This window comes from Flavobacterium taihuense (assembly GCF_019351435.1).
GTDB lineage: Bacteria > Bacteroidota > Bacteroidia > Flavobacteriales > Flavobacteriaceae > Flavobacterium > Flavobacterium taihuense.
Genome location: NZ_JAHWYN010000025.1, coordinates 20,228 through 38,338, shown reverse-complemented (window position 1 = coordinate 38,338; position 18,111 = coordinate 20,228). Strand labels below are relative to the sequence as shown.

Annotated in this window: 11 protein-coding genes and 3 tRNA genes; 9 read left to right on the top strand and 5 right to left on the bottom strand. The window is 33.5% G+C overall.

Features of this window, described 5'->3' with window-relative positions:
* Positions 1-265 precede the first annotated feature (265 nt).
* From hutH to KZH69_RS18685, 3 genes are read left to right on the top strand one after another with little or no spacing between them, the layout of a single operon-like run.
* A complete protein-coding gene (hutH, locus tag KZH69_RS18695; protein ID WP_219318996.1) occupies positions 266-1,780 on the top strand; it encodes a histidine ammonia-lyase in 1,515 nt (504 codons plus the stop codon).
* A gap of 49 nt (positions 1,781-1,829) precedes the next feature.
* A complete protein-coding gene (locus KZH69_RS18690) occupies positions 1,830-2,474 on the top strand; it encodes a DUF47 domain-containing protein (protein WP_219318995.1) in 645 nt (214 codons plus the stop codon).
* Between the two features lie 27 nt (positions 2,475-2,501).
* The gene (locus tag KZH69_RS18685) at positions 2,502-3,839 is read left to right on the top strand and encodes an inorganic phosphate transporter (RefSeq protein ID WP_219318994.1); all 1,338 of its coding nucleotides are present in this window, start codon (positions 2,502-2,504) and stop codon (positions 3,837-3,839) included.
* 290 nt (positions 3,840-4,129) lie between these two features.
* Here KZH69_RS18685 and KZH69_RS18680 read toward each other — a convergent pair whose 3' ends face one another.
* The 3 genes from KZH69_RS18680 to KZH69_RS18670 form a co-directional block, all read right to left on the bottom strand.
* Positions 4,130-4,645, bottom strand: a complete 516-nt coding sequence (locus KZH69_RS18680; protein WP_219318993.1) for a DUF421 domain-containing protein — start codon at positions 4,643-4,645, stop codon at positions 4,130-4,132.
* Positions 4,646-4,769: 124 nt separating this feature from the next.
* A complete protein-coding gene (rimK, locus tag KZH69_RS18675) occupies positions 4,770-6,140 on the bottom strand; it encodes a 30S ribosomal protein S6--L-glutamate ligase (protein ID WP_219318992.1) in 1,371 nt (456 codons plus the stop codon).
* A 140-nt stretch (positions 6,141-6,280) separates the two neighbouring features.
* On the bottom strand, positions 6,281-8,848 hold the full coding sequence (locus KZH69_RS18670) for an ATP-dependent Clp protease ATP-binding subunit (protein ID WP_219318991.1): 2,568 nt from the start codon (positions 8,846-8,848) through the stop codon (positions 6,281-6,283).
* Between the two features lie 260 nt (positions 8,849-9,108).
* Here KZH69_RS18670 and gyrA point away from each other — a divergent pair, with 260 nt between their 5' ends.
* The 3 genes from gyrA to KZH69_RS18655 all read left to right on the top strand — a co-directional run bounded on the left by gyrA (position 9,109) and on the right by KZH69_RS18655 (position 15,025).
* The gene (gene gyrA, locus KZH69_RS18665) at positions 9,109-11,757 is read left to right on the top strand and encodes a DNA gyrase subunit A (protein WP_219318990.1); all 2,649 of its coding nucleotides are present in this window, start codon (positions 9,109-9,111) and stop codon (positions 11,755-11,757) included.
* Positions 11,758-11,797: 40 nt separating this feature from the next.
* Entirely contained in the window at positions 11,798-13,216 is a 1,419-nt protein-coding gene (locus KZH69_RS18660) for a tetratricopeptide repeat protein (RefSeq protein ID WP_219318989.1), read from the top strand.
* A gap of 744 nt (positions 13,217-13,960) precedes the next feature.
* On the top strand, positions 13,961-15,025 hold the full coding sequence (locus KZH69_RS18655) for a tetratricopeptide repeat protein (protein WP_255558504.1): 1,065 nt from the start codon (positions 13,961-13,963) through the stop codon (positions 15,023-15,025).
* A gap of 41 nt (positions 15,026-15,066) precedes the next feature.
* On the opposite strand, the gene KZH69_RS18650 is transcribed toward KZH69_RS18655, so the two are convergent.
* Entirely contained in the window at positions 15,067-15,828 is a 762-nt protein-coding gene (locus tag KZH69_RS18650; protein ID WP_219318988.1) for a C40 family peptidase, read from the bottom strand.
* Positions 15,829-15,933: 105 nt separating this feature from the next.
* Positions 15,934-17,118: an acetyl-CoA C-acyltransferase gene (locus KZH69_RS18645; protein ID WP_219318987.1), complete on the bottom strand. Its 1,185-nt coding sequence runs from the start codon at positions 17,116-17,118 to the stop codon at positions 15,934-15,936.
* A gap of 534 nt (positions 17,119-17,652) precedes the next feature.
* Between KZH69_RS18645 and KZH69_RS18640 the strand changes: the two genes are divergently transcribed.
* From KZH69_RS18640 to KZH69_RS18630, 3 genes are all read left to right on the top strand, one after another.
* Positions 17,653-17,736 (top strand) — tRNA-Ser (locus tag KZH69_RS18640).
* A gap of 77 nt (positions 17,737-17,813) precedes the next feature.
* A tRNA-Pro gene (locus KZH69_RS18635) sits at positions 17,814-17,888 on the top strand.
* A gap of 14 nt (positions 17,889-17,902) precedes the next feature.
* A tRNA-Arg gene (locus tag KZH69_RS18630) sits at positions 17,903-17,979 on the top strand.
* Positions 17,980-18,111: the final 132 nt, after the last annotated feature.

The following is an 18,111-nucleotide window of genomic DNA, read 5'->3' as shown; positions in this document are numbered from 1 at the left end:
GCAAACAAGCGATTGAGAATAGAATTTCCTCTATTCAACAATCGCTTGTCTTTTAAATCTTCAAAATGTCTTGTCTGCATTTTTTTATCTCAAAGATAAAAAAAGTTGTGTCCAGACGGTAGCTCAAATCGAGTTGCTTTTGTCGTTTTAAAAGCGATTTTACAATGAATAGACTTTATCGTTCAATTAAATATTAAATAATCCTCAAAAATAATTGCTTTTTAATATTGATTTGCTGAATTTTGAACCCTTAAAATCAGGTGAAATGGAGAATATACATTATATAAGTACGGATCAGCTTTCTTTCGAAGCGTTACAAGAGATTATTTCGCATCATAAATTAATTGCTCTTTCGGAGAATGCAAAAACGAATATCCTAAAGTGCAGAAAATACTTGGATGCTAAAATGGCCTCGCATTCTGAGCCTATTTACGGAATCAATACTGGTTTTGGCTCCCTTTGTAATGTAAAGATTTCAAATGAAAACCTTTCAAAGCTTCAAGAAAACCTAGTGAAATCTCATTCTTGTGGTACCGGTGAAGAAGTGCCAAATGAAATTGTAAAACTGATGTTGTTGCTTAAGATTCAATCTTTGAGTTATGGTCATTCCGGGGTTCAATTGCAAACAGTGGAAAGACTGGTAGATTTTTACAATAATGGTATATTACCTGTTATTTATACACAAGGATCTTTGGGTGCTTCAGGAGATTTGGCTCCTTTGGCGCATTTGTCACTACCTTTATTAGGTGAAGGAGAAGTTTGGTTTGAAGGTAAAAAAATACATTCAAGTGTAGCGTTGAAGCATTTTGGTTGGGAACCTATTATATTAAAATCTAAAGAAGGTTTGGCATTATTAAACGGAACTCAATTCATGAGTGCTTATGGTGCCCATATTGTAATGAAAATTAATAAATTTTCTTACTTGGCCGATTTAATTGGGACGATTTCTTTAGAAGGTTTTGATGGTAGAATTGAACCTTTTAATGAGTTAATTCATTATATACGTCCTCATAACGGTCAAATTGCTACAGCCAAAAGAGTAAAAGAGTTTCTGGAAGGCAGCGAAATTATCGAACAACCTAAGACACATGTTCAAGATCCGTATTCTTTCCGCTGTATTCCGCAAGTTCACGGTGCTTCAAAAGATGCATTTGACTACGTAAAAAAAGTGTTCAAAACCGAAATTAATTCGGTAACCGATAATCCTAATATTTTTATAGAAAGCGATCAGATTATTTCTGGCGGCAACTTTCACGGGCAACCACTGGCTTTGGCATTGGATTTTATGGCGATTGCATTGGCTGAATTAGGAAGTATTTCGGAACGCAGAACGTATCAATTAATTTCAGGATTACGCAACCTTCCGGCATTTTTGGTTGATAATCCGGGATTGAATTCTGGATTTATGATACCACAATATACTGCTGCAAGCATTGCAAGCCAAAATAAGCAGTTGGCTACGCCATCAAGTGTGGATAGTATCGTATCTAGTAATGGACAAGAAGATCATGTGAGTATGGGTGCCAATGGAGCTACCAAATGTTTACGTGTGATGAATAATTTAGAGCGTATTTTGGCTATCGAATTGATGAATGCTTCACAAGCTATCGAATATCGTAGACCTTTACAATCAAGTGATTTTATTGAAATGTTTTTAAAATCCTACAGAGAAGAAGTTCCTTTGGTAAAGGAAGACCGAATCCTTCATTATGACATCGAAAAAACAGTAGCTTTTCTCAATAGTTTTCAAATCGAAGAGGATTTGTTAACATTAGCTTAACATTGGCTTTAAATAATGAAGTAATTTTGTACCACTAAAAAATAAACAAATGTCATTAAATAGTATTTTTCAATTTTTAGTCCCAAAAGACAAAAAATTCTTTCCTCTTTTCGAAGAAGCATCAAGTAATTTAATTGAATTAGCTTCGCATTTACATGAAGCGGTAAATCTTCCTTTAAAAGAAAGAGAAGTTCTTTTTATTAAAATAGATGAATTAGAACAAAAAGGGGAAGACATTACGCGTCAAACCAATTTGGAGTTGAGCAGAAACTTTATCACTCCTTTTGATAGAGAAGATATACACTCTTTGATTACTTCCATTGATAATGTAGCCGATTATCTTCACGGCGCAGCTACAAGAATGCGTTTGTATCAAGTTGATAAAATCACGAAATCAATTCGAAAAATGACAGAAATCAACCTTGAGGCTTGTCAAAACATTGATTTGGCGGTAAAAGAGTTGAAAAACTTAAGTAATATGAAAACTATAACTGTTGCTTGTGCCAAGATCAATAAATTGGAGAATAAATCAGATATGGTATATAATAAAGCCGTTTTTGAAATTTTTGAAAATGAAACCGATGCCAAAAACATCATTAAATATAAAGAAGTATTGTCAGTTTTAGAATCAGCAACTGATAAATGTAAGAGTGTTGCCAGTGTTTTAGAATCTATTACGGTAAAACATTCTTAATTTAATATTCATTTTGAAGATATTGATATGACTTTACTATTAATTATTATAGTTCTAGCATTAATTTTTGATTACATCAATGGTTTCCATGATGCCGCCAATGCTATTGCTACTGTTGTTGCAACCAAGGTTTTGTCGCCATTTCAAGCGGTGGTTTGGGCAGCTTTTTTTAACTTTTTGGCCTATTGGGTTTTTGGTTTTGGAGTAGCCGATACGGTTGCCAAAACAGCTCATACCATGGATATTAATCTTGTTGTAATCCTTGCCGGTGTTATAGCTGCCATTGTTTGGAATTTGATTACTTGGTGGCAAGGAATCCCTTCAAGCTCGTCCCATACATTAATTGGAGGATTTGCTGGTGCTGCTTTAGCACATGCAATTGCAGTTCATGGTTTTTCAGGTTATATTGCCGAAGACGGTAAAATTCAGCACTGGTACGATATTGTAAGCTGGTATAAAGCCAGTAAAGATGGCGGAATGCCGTCAGGCGTAATCATCATTATTGCTTTTATTGTTTTAGCACCTTTATTAGGGGCTTTAATATCGTATTTAATTTCGATTTGGTTATTGAATGCCTCTCGTAAAAGCATTTATCCTAAAATTTTCACCCTTGCACTAATGGTTTTGACTATTTGGTTTGTACAAAGCCAAATGGTGAGTTATGCGGATATTGAAAAACCGAGATTTGCTTCTCATTTTTGGAGTGTAGCTTTTGAAGCGCATAATATAAAGTGGTTTTTGGTCGCGTTTATCATTTTGTCAATTAGTAGTTTTTGTTTGATATTCAGCAGTCTGAATTTACATCAAGCTAATGCATGGTTGAAAAAAATGCAACTGCTTTCATCAGCAGCATTTAGTTTAGGACATGGTGGAAACGATTCTCAAAAAGTGATGGGTATTATTGCAGCAGCAGTTGCCGTTTACATTCACACTAGCGGAGCGTCTCAGTTAAGCTTACCAGATTGGTTGCAGGTAATTCTTCCAGATGACGATAAGGGTATAAAAGGAGCAATGCCTGCTTGGATTCCATTAGCCTGTTATTCTGCTATTGCTGCAGGAACATTAAGTGGTGGTTGGAAAATTGTAAAAACAATGGGATCTAAAATCACTAAAGTAACTTCTTTTGAAGGAGTTGCTGCCGAAACCGCAGGAGCATTAACGCTATATTTTACGGAGCATTTTAAAGTTCCAGTGAGTACAACACATACTATAACAGGTTCTATTATTGGTGTAGGTTTGACCAAAAGAATCTCAGCAGTACGTTGGGGAGTGACAGTAAGTTTGGTTTGGGCTTGGGTATTAACAATTCCTATTACAGCATTACTAGCCGCATTAGTGTACTACTTTTTGAATGTGTTTATTTAATACATTTTAAAATTTTATATAAAAAAAAACCATTCGTATTCCGAATGGTTTTTTTATGTCTGTAATTGTGTTGGATTATGTGTTTAAGAAGCAGGTGTTATTCGGGTTACATGAATAGTTGTCCCGCTGTTCGCAGTATCTTTTATGCCGAACCCCGGCATAAAAGGATACACACTTCCATCGGGGCTAAACGACAAACTTCAGTATATAATAATCTTTCTAAATGGGATTCAATTGAATATTTAGCAATAATTCATTAAAAGCGATAGGGAGATTCTAAAGCAATTTTTTTAATTCCCTTGAATTAAAACTTTATGATTTTTTCTACGTTTGTAGTGGGTTTGCTTTAAATTCTTTTCACCAGTAATTATACTTATGTTTCCGTCGATTTCAAGCATTGCTAACTTTACATCTTTAAAATATTCGACACCATGCTCTCTCATAGCTTCTTTCAATTCATCAGATGTAATGTTTAATTTGCTTAGGGAATCAAAATCTAAAGTTCCGTTATGAATTAGAATTTCAGGTTTTTCGAGCATGAATTCACTGAATTTTTTATACTTAAACATTAGCTTTTTCAATATATAGTTAATTGCAAAAAGTATCGTTGCCGCAGCCAAACCTCCCCAAAGCGTTGTGTTGTTTCCTACCATGGCATTCTGTACCGAGTTACTGATTAGTAAAATCAAAATAACGTCGGCAGTATTGAGTTGTGATAGCTCTTTTTTGCCAAAAAGGCGCAATGCAATAACCATAAATAAATATACAGCTGCACTTCGGATAACGATGTCGAGGTAGGGACTCATATTGTATATTTCAGATTAAGAATGTTAAACATCAAATTAGGTTTTGGTGCTATTTTCGTGAATAGTCTTCTGTTTTATAGCATCTGCTTTTTGCTTTGTGCGAACTATTCTATCTCAAAAAAAGCTATTTTATTTTAAAGTTCTTCTCGATCGCTTTAATCATCTCTCCCGCAATATCTTTATTTGTTGCACCTTCAATTCCTTCAAGTCCTGGAGATGAGTTTACTTCAAGCAATAGAGGTCCTTTTGCGGAGCGAATAATATCTACCCCAGCTACTTTTAAATCCATTGCTTTTGCTGCTTTTATAGCAATTCTTTTTTCTTCAGATGTAACTTTAATTACTGATGCTGTTCCTCCCAAATGGATATTGGCTCTAAATTCGCCTGGCATGGCTTCTCTTTGAATTGCTGCAACCACTTTGCCGTCAATCACAAAACAACGAATATCTTTTCCGTTGGCTTCTTTGATGAATTCTTGGACTAATATATTAGCATTTAAGCTTTTGAATGCGTTAATTACGCTTTCTGCTGCTTTTTTGGTTTCTGCTAATACAACTCCTTTTCCTTGAGTACCTTCTAGTAATTTCACAATGAGCGGAGAACCTCCAACCATTTTTATCAAATTATCGGTGTCTAAAGGAGAGTTGGCAAATCCTGTTGTCGGAATATCTACACCGTGATTCAATAATAATTGTAAAGAGAATAATTTGTCTCTGGATTGTGTGATGGCAGTTGATGAATTTAAACAATAAACTTTTAATGCTTCAAACTGTCTTGTTAAAGCACAGCCATAAAAGGTGATACTTGGTCTAATTCTAGGAATGATAGCGTCAAATTGATTTAATATTTTTCCGCCTCTATAATGAATTTCAGGAGTTTTAGCATCTAGTTTCATGTAGCATTCCTTAATGTTTAAGAAATGCATTTCATGTCCGCGCATTTCACCAGCTTCCATAATTCTCTTGTTGCTATACAATTCAGGATTGCTTGCCAAAAGCCCTATTCTTAAACCAGAGCTAGCTTTTTCCGAGTTGATGTATAATGCTGTAAGACTTTCTGGAGTAGGTTGTCCCAAAAGATATTTTTGTTCGGGATCAACCAATATTCTTCCGCTCATGGCTTCTCTTCCCAAAAGCATTCTGAAACCCATGGAATCTCGATTGGTCAAAGTCATTTCTATAGGCCATTTGGAATCACCAATAGCTATATTAGTTTGGATAACATAACGATGTTCTCTAAATCCGCTTGAACTTTTGACAATTCTTTTGTCTACTAAGGGAGCTTCACAATGAATAACTGTCTTTATATTGTTCTGTATGGGGTTGATGTCAAATTTTACCCAATTGGTGTCGTTTTTTATAAATGGAGCAATATTGATAGCATGTAAAGCAGATGTTTTAGCACCGGAATCGACGCGAGCTTTAATTGTAGGAATTCCTAATTCTGGAAAAGAGCACCATTCTTCGCTACCCAGTATGACTTTATTTTGAAACATAAATTAATTTTTGTTAATCTTCTTTATAAGTATCAAATGTAGATATTTGTTTTCAAAAAAATACGATAATATCCTATAAAGAATAAACCCGTTATGTTATTAAAACGTAACGGGTTTGTTATTTGGTGTTTTGTTTTAAATTACTGATTTGTAGGTTCTTCAGCTTGATTAGTAGGCTCTTCAGCTTTATGGATGTGGACGGTTAATTCTTGAGAACCATCTTCTATATCCATAAATATCTCATCTCCTGAAGCAATTTTAGAAGTGATAATCTCTTCTGCCAATGTGTCTTCAACATATTTCTGAATTGCTCTTTTTAACGGTCTTGCTCCAAATTGCTTGTCAAATCCTTTATCAGCAATAAAGGCTTTAGCTTTATCTGATAATTTTAATTGATAGCCTAGTTCTTTTACACGGTCGTATAATTTTTTTAACTCAATTTCAATAATCAAATTGATGTCTTCTTTTTCTAAAGTGTTAAACACAATTACATCATCAATTCTGTTCAAAAACTCAGGAGCAAATGTTTTCTTTAAAGCATTTTCTATAATACTTTTTGAATTATCGTCGGCTTGGGCAACTTTGGCTGCAGTTCCAAATCCAACTCCTTGTCCGAAATCTTTCAATTGACGTGCACCAACATTAGAAGTCATAATAATAATTGTATTCTTGAAATCAATTTTACGACCTAGACTATCGGTTAAAAAACCATCGTCAAGTACTTGAAGCATCATATTGAAAACGTCAGGATGTGCTTTTTCAATCTCATCAAGTAATACCACACAATACGGTTTTCTGCGTACTTTCTCAGTCAATTGTCCGCCTTCTTCGTATCCTACATATCCCGGAGGTGCCCCAACCAATCTTGAAATTGCAAATTTTTCCATGTATTCGCTCATGTCAATTCGAACCAATGCATCTTCAGAATCGAATAATTCTTTGGCAAGAACTTTGGCTAATTGTGTTTTTCCAACACCAGTTTGGCCTAAGAAAATAAAGGAACCAATAGGTTTGTTAGGATCTTTCAATCCAGCACGATTTCTTTGGATGGAACGAGCAATTTTTAAAACTGCTTCGTTTTGTCCAATTACTTTATTTTGAATAAGTTCTGGTAGTTTAGCCAGTTTGTTGCTTTCAGTTTGTGCAATACGATTCACAGGAATGCCAGTCATCATCGATACAACATCGGCAACGTTATCTTCGGTAACTAATATTCTATTATTTTTAGAATCCTCTTCCCATTGCTCTTGTGCTATGGCTAAATCTTTTTCTATCTTTTTTTCATCATCACGAAGTTTGGCTGCTTCTTCATATTTTTGTTTTTTGACAACCAAGTTTTTCAATTCTCGAACTTCTTCCAATTGTCGTTCCAAATCTAATATTTGCTTTGGAACATCAATGTTGGTGATGTGGACACGAGATCCTGCTTCGTCCAATGCGTCAATAGCTTTGTCCGGTAAAAATCGCTCGGACATATATCGATTGGTTAATTTAACACAGGCTTCAATAGCTTCGGGAGTGTAAATTACATTATGGTGATCTTCGTATTTGTTTTTGATATTATTCAAAATTGTGATGGTTTCCTCAACAGAAGTTGGTTCCACAATTACTTTTTGAAAACGTCTTTCAAGTGCTCCATCTTTCTCGATGTATTGACGGTATTCATCTAATGTAGTTGCGCCAATACATTGAATTTCTCCTCTTGATAATGCAGGTTTGAACATGTTTGATGCATCTAGCGATCCTGTGGCACCACCAGCACCAACAATCGTGTGAATTTCATCAATGAAAAGAATGATATCGTCATTTTTTTCCAATTCATTCATAACGGCTTTCATTCTTTCTTCAAACTGCCCTCTGTATTTCGTGCCGGCAACTAAACTGGCTAAATCTAGGGTAACTACTCGTTTGTTGAATAATATGCGAGAAACTTTCTTTTGAATAATTCGTAAAGCTAGACCTTCAGCAATAGCCGATTTACCAACTCCTGGTTCTCCTATTAGTAATGGGTTGTTTTTTTTACGACGACTCAAAATTTGAGAAACACGTTCTATTTCTTTTTCTCGTCCTACAACAGGGTCTAATTTACCCTCTTCAGCCATCTCTGTTAAATCTCTCCCAAAATTGTCAAGAACTGGGGTTTTAGATTTTTTATTTGATTTGTTGGCGGGATTATTAAAATTACCTTCTTTGAGACTGTCATCTTGTCCTGAATCATCATTATATGATTCGTTTTTTGGTAAGTTTTCTAAAAATTCTTCTTCGTTTGGAGTCATATTAATGTATTGTTCTTTAGCTATGTCATAATCTATTTTTAGTTTATTTAATAGCTTGGTTGTGGGGTCATTTTCGTTTCTTAAGATACATAATAGTAAATGCGCAGTGCTAATCGATGAACTCTGGAAAACTTTTGCCTCCAAAAAGGTCGTTTTCAAAGCACGTTCTGCTTGACGGGTTAGATGTAAATTTTTCTTTTCTACACTAACTTCAATGTTAGGGCTTGCGGGGCTTAGGATTTCAACCTTTCTTCTCAAATGGTCCAGATCCACAGAAAGATTGTTCAGGATGTGAATAGCTTTACCATTGCCATCCCTTAGAATGCCAAGCATCAAATGTTCTGTACCTATAAAATCATGTCCAAGACGTAATGCCTCTTCTTTGCTATAAGTAATAACGTCTTTTACTCTAGGTGAAAAATTATCATCCATAATTTTATTTGTTGTTATTGTAAATTTAGTAAATAAGATAATCAAAAGCAAAAATCGTACCTCGAAATAGTTGTACTGCTAATTGACAAAAAAAATAAAGAACATAAAGTTAAAGTGTACTTAATTTATTAACCAAATGCCAATAAAAATTTGTTAATAAATTGGATAAATTTCTGTCTGTTTATGACCGAAAACATATTGAGAAAGGTTATATTAGCGGGATTTTTTAAAACAAAATAATTTTAATTTAAGAATATATTATGTCTGAAGGAGAAAAGTTAATTCCTATTAACATTGAAGATGAAATGAAAACAGCTTACATCGATTATTCGATGTCGGTAATTGTATCCAGAGCACTTCCTGATGTTAGAGATGGCTTGAAACCAGTACATCGAAGAGTATTATTTGGAATGCATGACTTAGGGGTTAATTCTAGGTCTGCCCACAAAAAATCCGCAAGAATTGTCGGGGAAGTTCTTGGAAAGTATCACCCTCACGGAGATACCTCTGTGTATGATGCTATGGTGCGTATGGCTCAAGAATGGAGTATGCGTTATTTATTGATTGATGGGCAAGGTAATTTTGGTTCTGTAGACGGAGATAGTCCGGCAGCAATGCGTTATACAGAGGCCAGAATGCGTAAAATTTCCGAAGAAATTTTAGCAGATATAGATAAAGAAACAGTTGATTTTAAATTAAATTTTGACGACACATTAGAAGAACCTACGGTTATGCCAACTCGTGTTCCTACCTTATTGATAAATGGGGCCACAGGAATCGCAGTAGGTATGGCAACCAATATGCCACCTCATAATTTAACAGAGGTAATAAATGGTACATTGGCTTATATGGATAATAATGACATAGAAGTAGATGAATTAATGACTCATATCAAGGCTCCAGATTTTCCAACTGGTGGAGTAATATATGGTTATGAAGGAGTTCGTGAAGCTTTCAAAACGGGTAGAGGTAGAGTGGTAATGCGTGCCAAAGTTGGTTTTGAAGAAGTGGATGGTCGTGAGTGTATCATCGTTACCGAAATCCCATACCAAGTCAATAAGGCAGATATGATTAAACGTACTGCTGATTTAGTAAATGAGAAGAAAATTGATGGTATTGCCAATATTCGAGATGAATCGGATAGAAACGGAATGCGAATCGTATATATATTGAAACGAGATGCAACTCCTAATGTGGTTTTAAATACACTTTATAAGTTTACACAATTACAATCGTCATTTAGTGTTAACAATATTGCGATTGTAAAAGGTCGTCCGCAGATGTTGAATCTAAAAGATTTGATTCATTATTTTATTGAACATCGTCATGATGTTGTGACTCGCAGAACACAATTTGAATTAAAAAAAGCCGAAGCAAGGGCACACATCTTAGAAGGTTTGATTATTGCTTCGGATAATATTGATGAAGTAATTGCTTTGATCAAAGCGTCAAAAAGCACAGAAGAAGCTAGAGATAAATTAATGGAAAGGTTCAGTTTGTCCGATATTCAATCTCGTGCAATTGTTGAAATGCGTTTGCGTCAATTAACAGGTCTGGAACAAGATAAGTTAAGATCGGAATACGAAGAGATTATGAAGTTAATTGAGCATTTAAAAGCTTTATTGGCTGATGTAAACTTGAGGATTGCATTGATAAAAGAAGAATTAACAGAAATTCGGGATAAATATGGTGATGAACGTCGTTCTCAAATCGAATATTCAGGAGGAGATGTAAGTATTGAAGATTTGATTGCTGATGAAAATGTTGTGATAACAATTTCTCATGCAGGTTATATCAAACGTACTAACCTTACCGAATACAAAACACAGAATAGAGGAGGAGTTGGTCAAAAAAGTGCTGGAACAAGGGATCAGGATTTCTTGGAGCATATGTTTGTGGCAACGAATCATCAATATATGATGTTCTTTACTCAAAAAGGGAAATGTTTCTGGATGCGCGTTTATGAGATTCCTGAAGGAAGTAAGACTGCAAAAGGCAGGGCAATCCAAAATCTTATAAATATTGAAAGTGATGATAAAGTAAAAGCTTTTATCTGTACTCAAGATTTAAAAGATCAGGATTATATCCAAAAACATAATCTTGTAATGGTAACTAAGCAAGGTCAGGTTAAGAAAACATCTTTAGAGAAATATTCTAAACCAAGAGTAAATGGTGTTGCTGCAATTACTATAAAAGAAGGTGATGAGTTATTAGAAGCAAAATTAACCAATGGAGAAAGCCAGATTATTTTGGCTGTAAAATCGGGAAAATTAGTTCGTTTTGAGGAAACCAAAACTCGCCCGATGGGAAGAACTGCTTCTGGAGTTCGTGGTATTACATTAAAAGATGATACTGATGAAGTAATTGGTATGGTAACTGTTGATAAGGATAATATTAACGATTCGCAGATTTTAGTAGTTACAGAAAACGGATATGGTAAACGCACCAAATTAGTTGATGAAGATGGTGAGGATGTTTATAGAATTACGAATCGAGGAGGAAAAGGTGTGAAAACACTTAATATAACAGAAAAAACTGGAAAACTGATTTCGATAAACGCTGTAACCGATGCCGATGATTTGATGATTATAAATAAATCTGGATTAACAATCAGAATGGCTATTGAGGATTTACGTGTAATGGGACGTGCAACTCAAGGTGTTAAATTGATAAATTTAAAAGGAAAAGATTCAATAGCAGCAGTTACTAAAGTTATGAAAGATGATCCTGCAGAAGTTGTTGTTGATGAAGATGGAAATGTTATCGAAACGGAAGTAATTGAAAGAGTGAAACCAGTACTTGAAGTATTAGAAGATGATGGTATTGTTGAAGATGACGAGGATGATGATTCAGAAGAAGAAGTAGAGGAGGACGACTCTGATGAAGATGATACTGATGATGAGGCTTAATTTAAGCACTAATAGAATAGTAAATATAAAATAAATTAATATGAAAAGTAGATATGTAATAATTGCGTCAGCATTATTTTTATCAGTAACGAGTTTTGCTCAAAAAAATGAAATTAAAGCTGCTGAGAAAGCACTTAAATCTGGAAATTCAGCTGAAGCGCTGACTATTTTAACGGGAGCTGAATATTTAACAGCTAATGCTCCAGATGCTGAAAAGGCACAGTTTTTATTTGTTAAAGGGAATGCGTATTTTGATTTATCTAATAAAAAAGTAGAAACAGATAAGAATTTAATTTTAGCGGCAAAATCTTATCAGGATTTAATAGCTGCTGAAAAGGTTTCCGGTAAAGCTAAATATTCTACGCAAGCTGCAACTTCGATTGCTCAGATTAAAGGACAGTTAGTTAATGGTGCAATTGAAGATACTAAAGATGGTGATAAATCTGTTTTAGACTGTATTACAAAAGGAAATAAAATTTTAGAAGATTATAGATTGACTTTAAATGCTAAAAATCCAAAAGATATTGATGAGTTAATAGAGAAGAAGAAAAAGGATTTAGATGATTGTGAAAAAGTAAAAAATGATAAAAATGCTGCAGGTGCTGAAAAACTATATCAGGCGTATTTATTAGAGAAAAAAGATACTATAAATCTTTATTATGCAGCTTCGACTTATGTTAATGCAAAAGATTATGATAAGGCTTTGAAACTTTATGAAGAGTTAAAAGTTTTGAATTATTCTGGAAAAGCTACTTATTATTATGCGGTTAATAAAGTGAGCGGTCAAGAAGATTTTTTCAATACAGTTGCTGATAGAGACAGATTGGTTAAAATGGGAACTCATGAAAAACCAAGAAATGAAAATGTACCTTCAAAAAGAGGTGAAATTTATAAAAATGTAGCTTTGATTTATGTTCAAGAAGGGAAAATGGATTTAGCTAAAAAAGCAGTTTCTGATGCTAGAAAAGCAAACCCAGATGATACATCATTAATATTGACTGAAGCTAATTTATATCTTGAAACTAAAGATATGGATACTTACAAGAAATTGATTTCAGAGGCTTTGGAAAAAAATCCAAATGATGTGGATTTGATTTTTAATTTAGGGGTTGTAAGTGCTGGTGCGAAAAATTATATCGAGGCTGAAAAGTTTTATAATAAAGTTATAGAATTGAATCCAAAATATATCAATGCTTACATTAATATGGCTGCAATGAAATTGGAAGATGAAAAAGTAATTATTGATGAAATGAATAAACTTGGTAATTCTGCTGATGATATGAAGCGTTATAATGCTTTGAAAAAGAAAAGAGAAGATTTGTTTAGGAGTACAATTCCATATCTTCAAAAAGCAGTTGAATTAGAACCAAAGAATGAAGATGTAGTAAAAACCTTGTTGAATGTTTACAGTGCACTTGAAATGACTGCAGAGTACAAAGCGTTAAAAGCTAAAATGTAGATTTTACTAAGAGATTTAAAAAAAATCCTGCTCGAATATCGAAGCAGGATTTTTTTTATGCTATTTTTTTTTTTTAATGCCAAGAATTGTTAATCCGTTTTAAATTAAAATTATTAACAGGACCATTAACTCATTTTAGTAGGATAATGTTTTTTTTTTAATGTTATAAAAAGGCATAAGTGAGATGACTATTTTGATATATTGCGATTATAGTTACTATAGTGCAATAATATTTTGATATTGTATGTTTTTTTTTAAAATAAAACAGGAAAAAATACAAATCGTTTCATTTTATGAAATCGTTATCTTTTTGTTAAAATTTATTGAGATTTTATTTGTACAATCAAAAAATAATTTTATTTTAGAGCAAAATTACGAGTTTAGAAAACGTTGTAGTTGATAAAAAAATATGTAAATTAAGTATTGTTAATTATATAGAAAAGTAATTTCTAATTAAAAAAAATAAATATATCCTAATTGTTTAACCTAAAAAATATTTAAATATGCCAAAAACTACTTTCTTATAAATTTTTCTGAAAATCATTTTTTAGAGTAAAAAAAATCATTTAGAAACTCTACCTCTTGATTTTTTGAATTACTTTTTCACCCTTTAAATATTTTTATTTTCTTAGTTTATTAAGATTATTGTCTTGTTAAACTATAGAAGAAATAAATTTTAATTTTTGAACTGAGTTTCTCAGTAAAATAATAAGCTCCTAATATTAACAACTAAACTTAACCTAGATGAAAAGAAAATTTGTAATGCTATCAATAGTGTTATTGATAAATGCTGGTGTGTATGCGCAAAAGGAACAAATAAAGGCTGCTCAATCAGTTTTTGAAAGCGGAAAAACTCAAGATGCATTGGGGATTTTGAAAAAAATTGAATATTTGATTTATAATTCTACCGACGAAGAGAAGTCGGACTTTTATTTTTTGAAAGGTAATGTTTTAAAAAATTTGGCCTCAAAGAATATTGAAATGGCCAATAACTTATCTTTGGCGGCTGAGGCCTATCAAGAATTGATTAAAGCTGAAAATGAGGCAGGGAAGTATAAATATTCGTTACAGGCGAATACAGCATTGAGAGAGATGAAATCTACTCTTGTCAATGGAGCGGCAGATGATTATAAGGCAGGTAAATATAAAGAGAGTGCTGAAAAAAGTTATAAAGTTTATTTATTTGACAAAAAAGACACTTTGAATTTATTTAATGCAGCTTCTTCCTCCATGACGGTAAAAGATTATGATTCCGCAATTAAATATTATGAAGAATTAAAGAAAATCAATTATTCTGGAAAAGGGATAATTTATTACGCTACAAATAAAAAGACAAAGACAGAAGAAAGTTTTGCTTCTTCAGCTGTTAGGACCGCTAGTATTACTGCGGGTTTTCATGAAAAGCCAAGAGATGAGTTTTCTCCATCTAAAAAGTTTGAAATTAATAGAAATTTAGCTTATATCTATCTTGAAAAAAATGATGTTGTTAAAGCAGAAATTTGTTATACAAAAGTTTTAGAGTTGGATCCAAATTTTATTGATGCTTATATTAATTTAGCTTATGTTAAATTGGAATCTAAAAAGGCTTTAGTGGACGAGATGGCAGCTTTGGGTAATACTCCAAAGGAAATGGAATTATATGATAAGTTGAAAAGTAAAAAAGATGATGTAGTAAGAAGTGCGATTCCTTATCTTAAAAAAGCATTGGTTATTGAGCCTAAAAATCAAGATGTATTGAAGTCTCTGCTGGGTGTTTATAGGTCTTTGGATATGACTGATGAGTATAATTCCTTAAAAGCAAGTATGTAAAAACATAAAAAAAATGCTAGATTAAATTTCTAGCATTTTTTTTATATAATTTTTTTAATTACTCTGAGTTTGTGCGTGTGTTTGTTGCTTTCGGCATTATAGATTCCCAAATGGTCTAACCTGTCTATTCGAACTTTTCCGCTAGCATGAATGATATAATTATTTTCCATTATAATTCCAACGTGAATTATATTGCCTTCATCATTGTCAAAAAAAGCTAAATCACCCGGTTCACTTTCCTCAATGAAGCTTAATGGCTCTCCTTGTGTTGCTTGTTGTGAAGCGTCACGTAATAGCTTATAGCCATTCAGTTTGTATACCATTTGGGTGAAGCCGGAACAATCAATTCCAAAAGGTGTTTTTCCTCCCCAAAGATATGGAGCGTTTAAATACATAAAGGATGAATGTAAAAGATTGTTTTTGGGTTTAGTGCCGCTAGTTTTTGTACCCTCAAAATCAAAATTAGAAGTGTTTATTTCCGGATTGTTCAAGAATGATAACGAAGCTGCAAGTGGAATTGGAATCAATAGATTTGAAGGAGTAGTGACGTATTCTATCAAATCGGCGTTTAGAATTATGGCGTCTGATGAAAGTTGGTTAAAATTTAGCTCACTAATCACCTGAAATTGTTTAGTGTCTATCCAGCCTTCGTATTCATCGTATTGTAGTTTTATGCGAGACCATTGTTTTTGTTGTTCCAAGACTTCAAAATGTTCTCCAAATAAAACTTGAGAAACAATTTCACTTTTGTCACTAGCTTCAGCACGAAGTGGAATCATGGCTAAATTACAAATTCCAAACATTTATATAAATTAGAAATTAAAATAATACGAATCGAAAACTGATGTAAAAATAGTAATTTTCAATTCGTATTATTTAATAATTTTATTTTTATTTGAAAAGGATATTTATGAAATATTTCTTTCGATGATAAATGCAGATGCGCCGCCACCTCCATTGCAAATAGCTGCAGCTCCATATTTAGCATTGTTTTGTTCCAATACGTTTAATAATGTAACAATTATTCGTACGCCAGAACATCCCAGAGGATGGCCTAAAGAAACTGCTCCTCCATTGATATTTACTTTGTTGTTATCCAGTCCAAGTATTTTGGAATTTGCCAATCCAACTACGGAAAAAGCTTCGTTAAATTCAAAAAAATCAATTTCATCAATAGTTAAGTTTGCTTTCGCTAATGCTTTTGGGATCGCTTTTGCAGGGCTTGTAGTGAACCATTTTGGTTCTTGGGCAGCATCGGCATATCCCTTTATGTAAGCTAAGGGCTTTAAGCCTAAAGAAAGCGCTTTTTCTTCGCTCATTAATACAACTGCTGCGGCACCATCATTAATAGTCGAAGCATTTGCTGCGGTAACTGTTCCGTCTTTTGTAAATACAGGGTTCAATGTTGGTATTTTATCTAAAGAAACATTTGTGAATTCCTCATCCTTTGAAATGATAATTGGTTCTCCTCTTCTTTGAGGAACTGCTACAGGAACAATTTCACTATCAAATTTGCCTTCGCTCCAAGCTTTTGCAGAGCGTTCATAAGATTGGATTGCGAACCTGTCTTGGTCTTCTCTTGTAATATTGTATTCGGTTGCGCATAAGTCAGCAGAAACTCCCATAGCGTTATTGTCATAAGCATCTGTTAGTCCGTCTTTTTGTAATCCGTCAACCATTGTGCTTGGACCAAATTTGGTTCCGTTTCTTAAATTCATGTAATGTGGAATCAAACTCATGTTTTCCATTCCTCCAGAAACTACAATTTCGGCATCACCACATTGAATGGCTTGTGCTCCCAACATTACGGCTTTCATTCCAGACGCACAAACTTTGTTAACGGTTGTACAAGCTACTTCGACGGAAAGGCCTGCATAAATTGCCGCTTGACGTGCTGGAGCTTGACCTACGCCAGCTTGCACTACGTTACCCATGAAAACTTCGTCAACTAAATTTGGATCTAATTGTATTTTGTCTAAAGCGCCTTTGATGGCCGTTGCTCCCAATTTGGGTGCAGTAACTGTAGATAATCCTCCCATAAAACTGCCGATAGGTGTTCTAACTGCAGAAACGATAACAACTCTTTTGCTCATGTTTATTATATGTTGATTTTATATAGCAAATTTAAACTTTTTTTAATAAATCCAAATTTTAAAAGGATTTAAATTAAGGAATATATAATGAATTCATGTTTTATGCTCTATTTCTAACTGTATTGTTAAAAAGTTGATAGCTTTAATACTATATTACAAAAAAAGTTAGAGTCCTTTATGCGTTATATGTTTAAGGATAATTTAAAGCTATTTCGATTATTTTTTAATAGTGGAAATTGTTATATAAAAACCGAAATGTCTATTTCATATGTTATAGAAAGAAGTATTCTTTCAATTGATTTATAAAGTGAGTCTCTGTTAAATTGAATATTTTCCGTATTATGTTCTAATTTTATTAATACTAATGAGTGAAGCGTATAATTTGTGTTTTTTATGAAAAGCTATTTCTTTGATAGTGAACTCTTTTTAATAAAAAGTTAAAAAATAACAAAAAAAAGTACTAAAATAGTTGTGAGAAACGTAAACATGTCTTAAGTTTGCAACCGCAAAACAGGACACGTTTCCTAAGGTTTTGGAGAGGTGCCAGAGTGGTAATGGAGCAGTTTGCTAAACTGTCATCGAGTGATCGGTGCCAGGGTTCGAGTCCCTGTCTCTCCGCATTTTTTATGTTAAGAATTTTAGCAAAATTCAAATATTTTTTAAAATGTTTTCATAATGTAATGAGTATTGAATTTCGGGGTGTAGCGTAGCTCGGTTATCGCGCCTGCTTTGGGAGCAGGAGGCCGCAGGTTCGAATCCTGCCACCCCGACAAATAAAATTAATGGACGCATAGCTCAGCTGGATAGAGCACCTGCCTTCTAAGCAGGCGGTCGAAGGTTCGAATCCTTCTGCGTTCACCAAGTGGCTTTAATTAGCTAAAAAACAAGTGCACATACAGGTCGTAAGATCAGGTATAGTGCGCTTTTTTGTTTTTTAACTTTTTATTTTTAGCCATATGATTGCAGTTTCAGAAAGGATTTTTGACACACTCG

Coding starts and splice junctions, on each gene's coding strand:
- hutH (WP_219318996.1), top strand. CDS start 266: ATGGAGAATATACATTATATAAGTACGGATCAGCTTTCTTTCGAAGCG.
- KZH69_RS18690 (WP_219318995.1), top strand. CDS start 1,830: ATGTCATTAAATAGTATTTTTCAATTTTTAGTCCCAAAAGACAAAAAA.
- KZH69_RS18685 (WP_219318994.1), top strand. CDS start 2,502: ATGACTTTACTATTAATTATTATAGTTCTAGCATTAATTTTTGATTAC.
- KZH69_RS18680 (WP_219318993.1), bottom strand. CDS start 4,645: ATGAGTCCCTACCTCGACATCGTTATCCGAAGTGCAGCTGTATATTTA.
- rimK (WP_219318992.1), bottom strand. CDS start 6,140: ATGTTTCAAAATAAAGTCATACTGGGTAGCGAAGAATGGTGCTCTTTT.
- KZH69_RS18670 (WP_219318991.1), bottom strand. CDS start 8,848: ATGGATGATAATTTTTCACCTAGAGTAAAAGACGTTATTACTTATAGC.
- gyrA (WP_219318990.1), top strand. CDS start 9,109: ATGTCTGAAGGAGAAAAGTTAATTCCTATTAACATTGAAGATGAAATG.
- KZH69_RS18660 (WP_219318989.1), top strand. CDS start 11,798: ATGAAAAGTAGATATGTAATAATTGCGTCAGCATTATTTTTATCAGTA.
- KZH69_RS18655 (WP_255558504.1), top strand. CDS start 13,961: ATGAAAAGAAAATTTGTAATGCTATCAATAGTGTTATTGATAAATGCT.
- KZH69_RS18650 (WP_219318988.1), bottom strand. CDS start 15,828: ATGTTTGGAATTTGTAATTTAGCCATGATTCCACTTCGTGCTGAAGCT.
- KZH69_RS18645 (WP_219318987.1), bottom strand. CDS start 17,118: ATGAGCAAAAGAGTTGTTATCGTTTCTGCAGTTAGAACACCTATCGGC.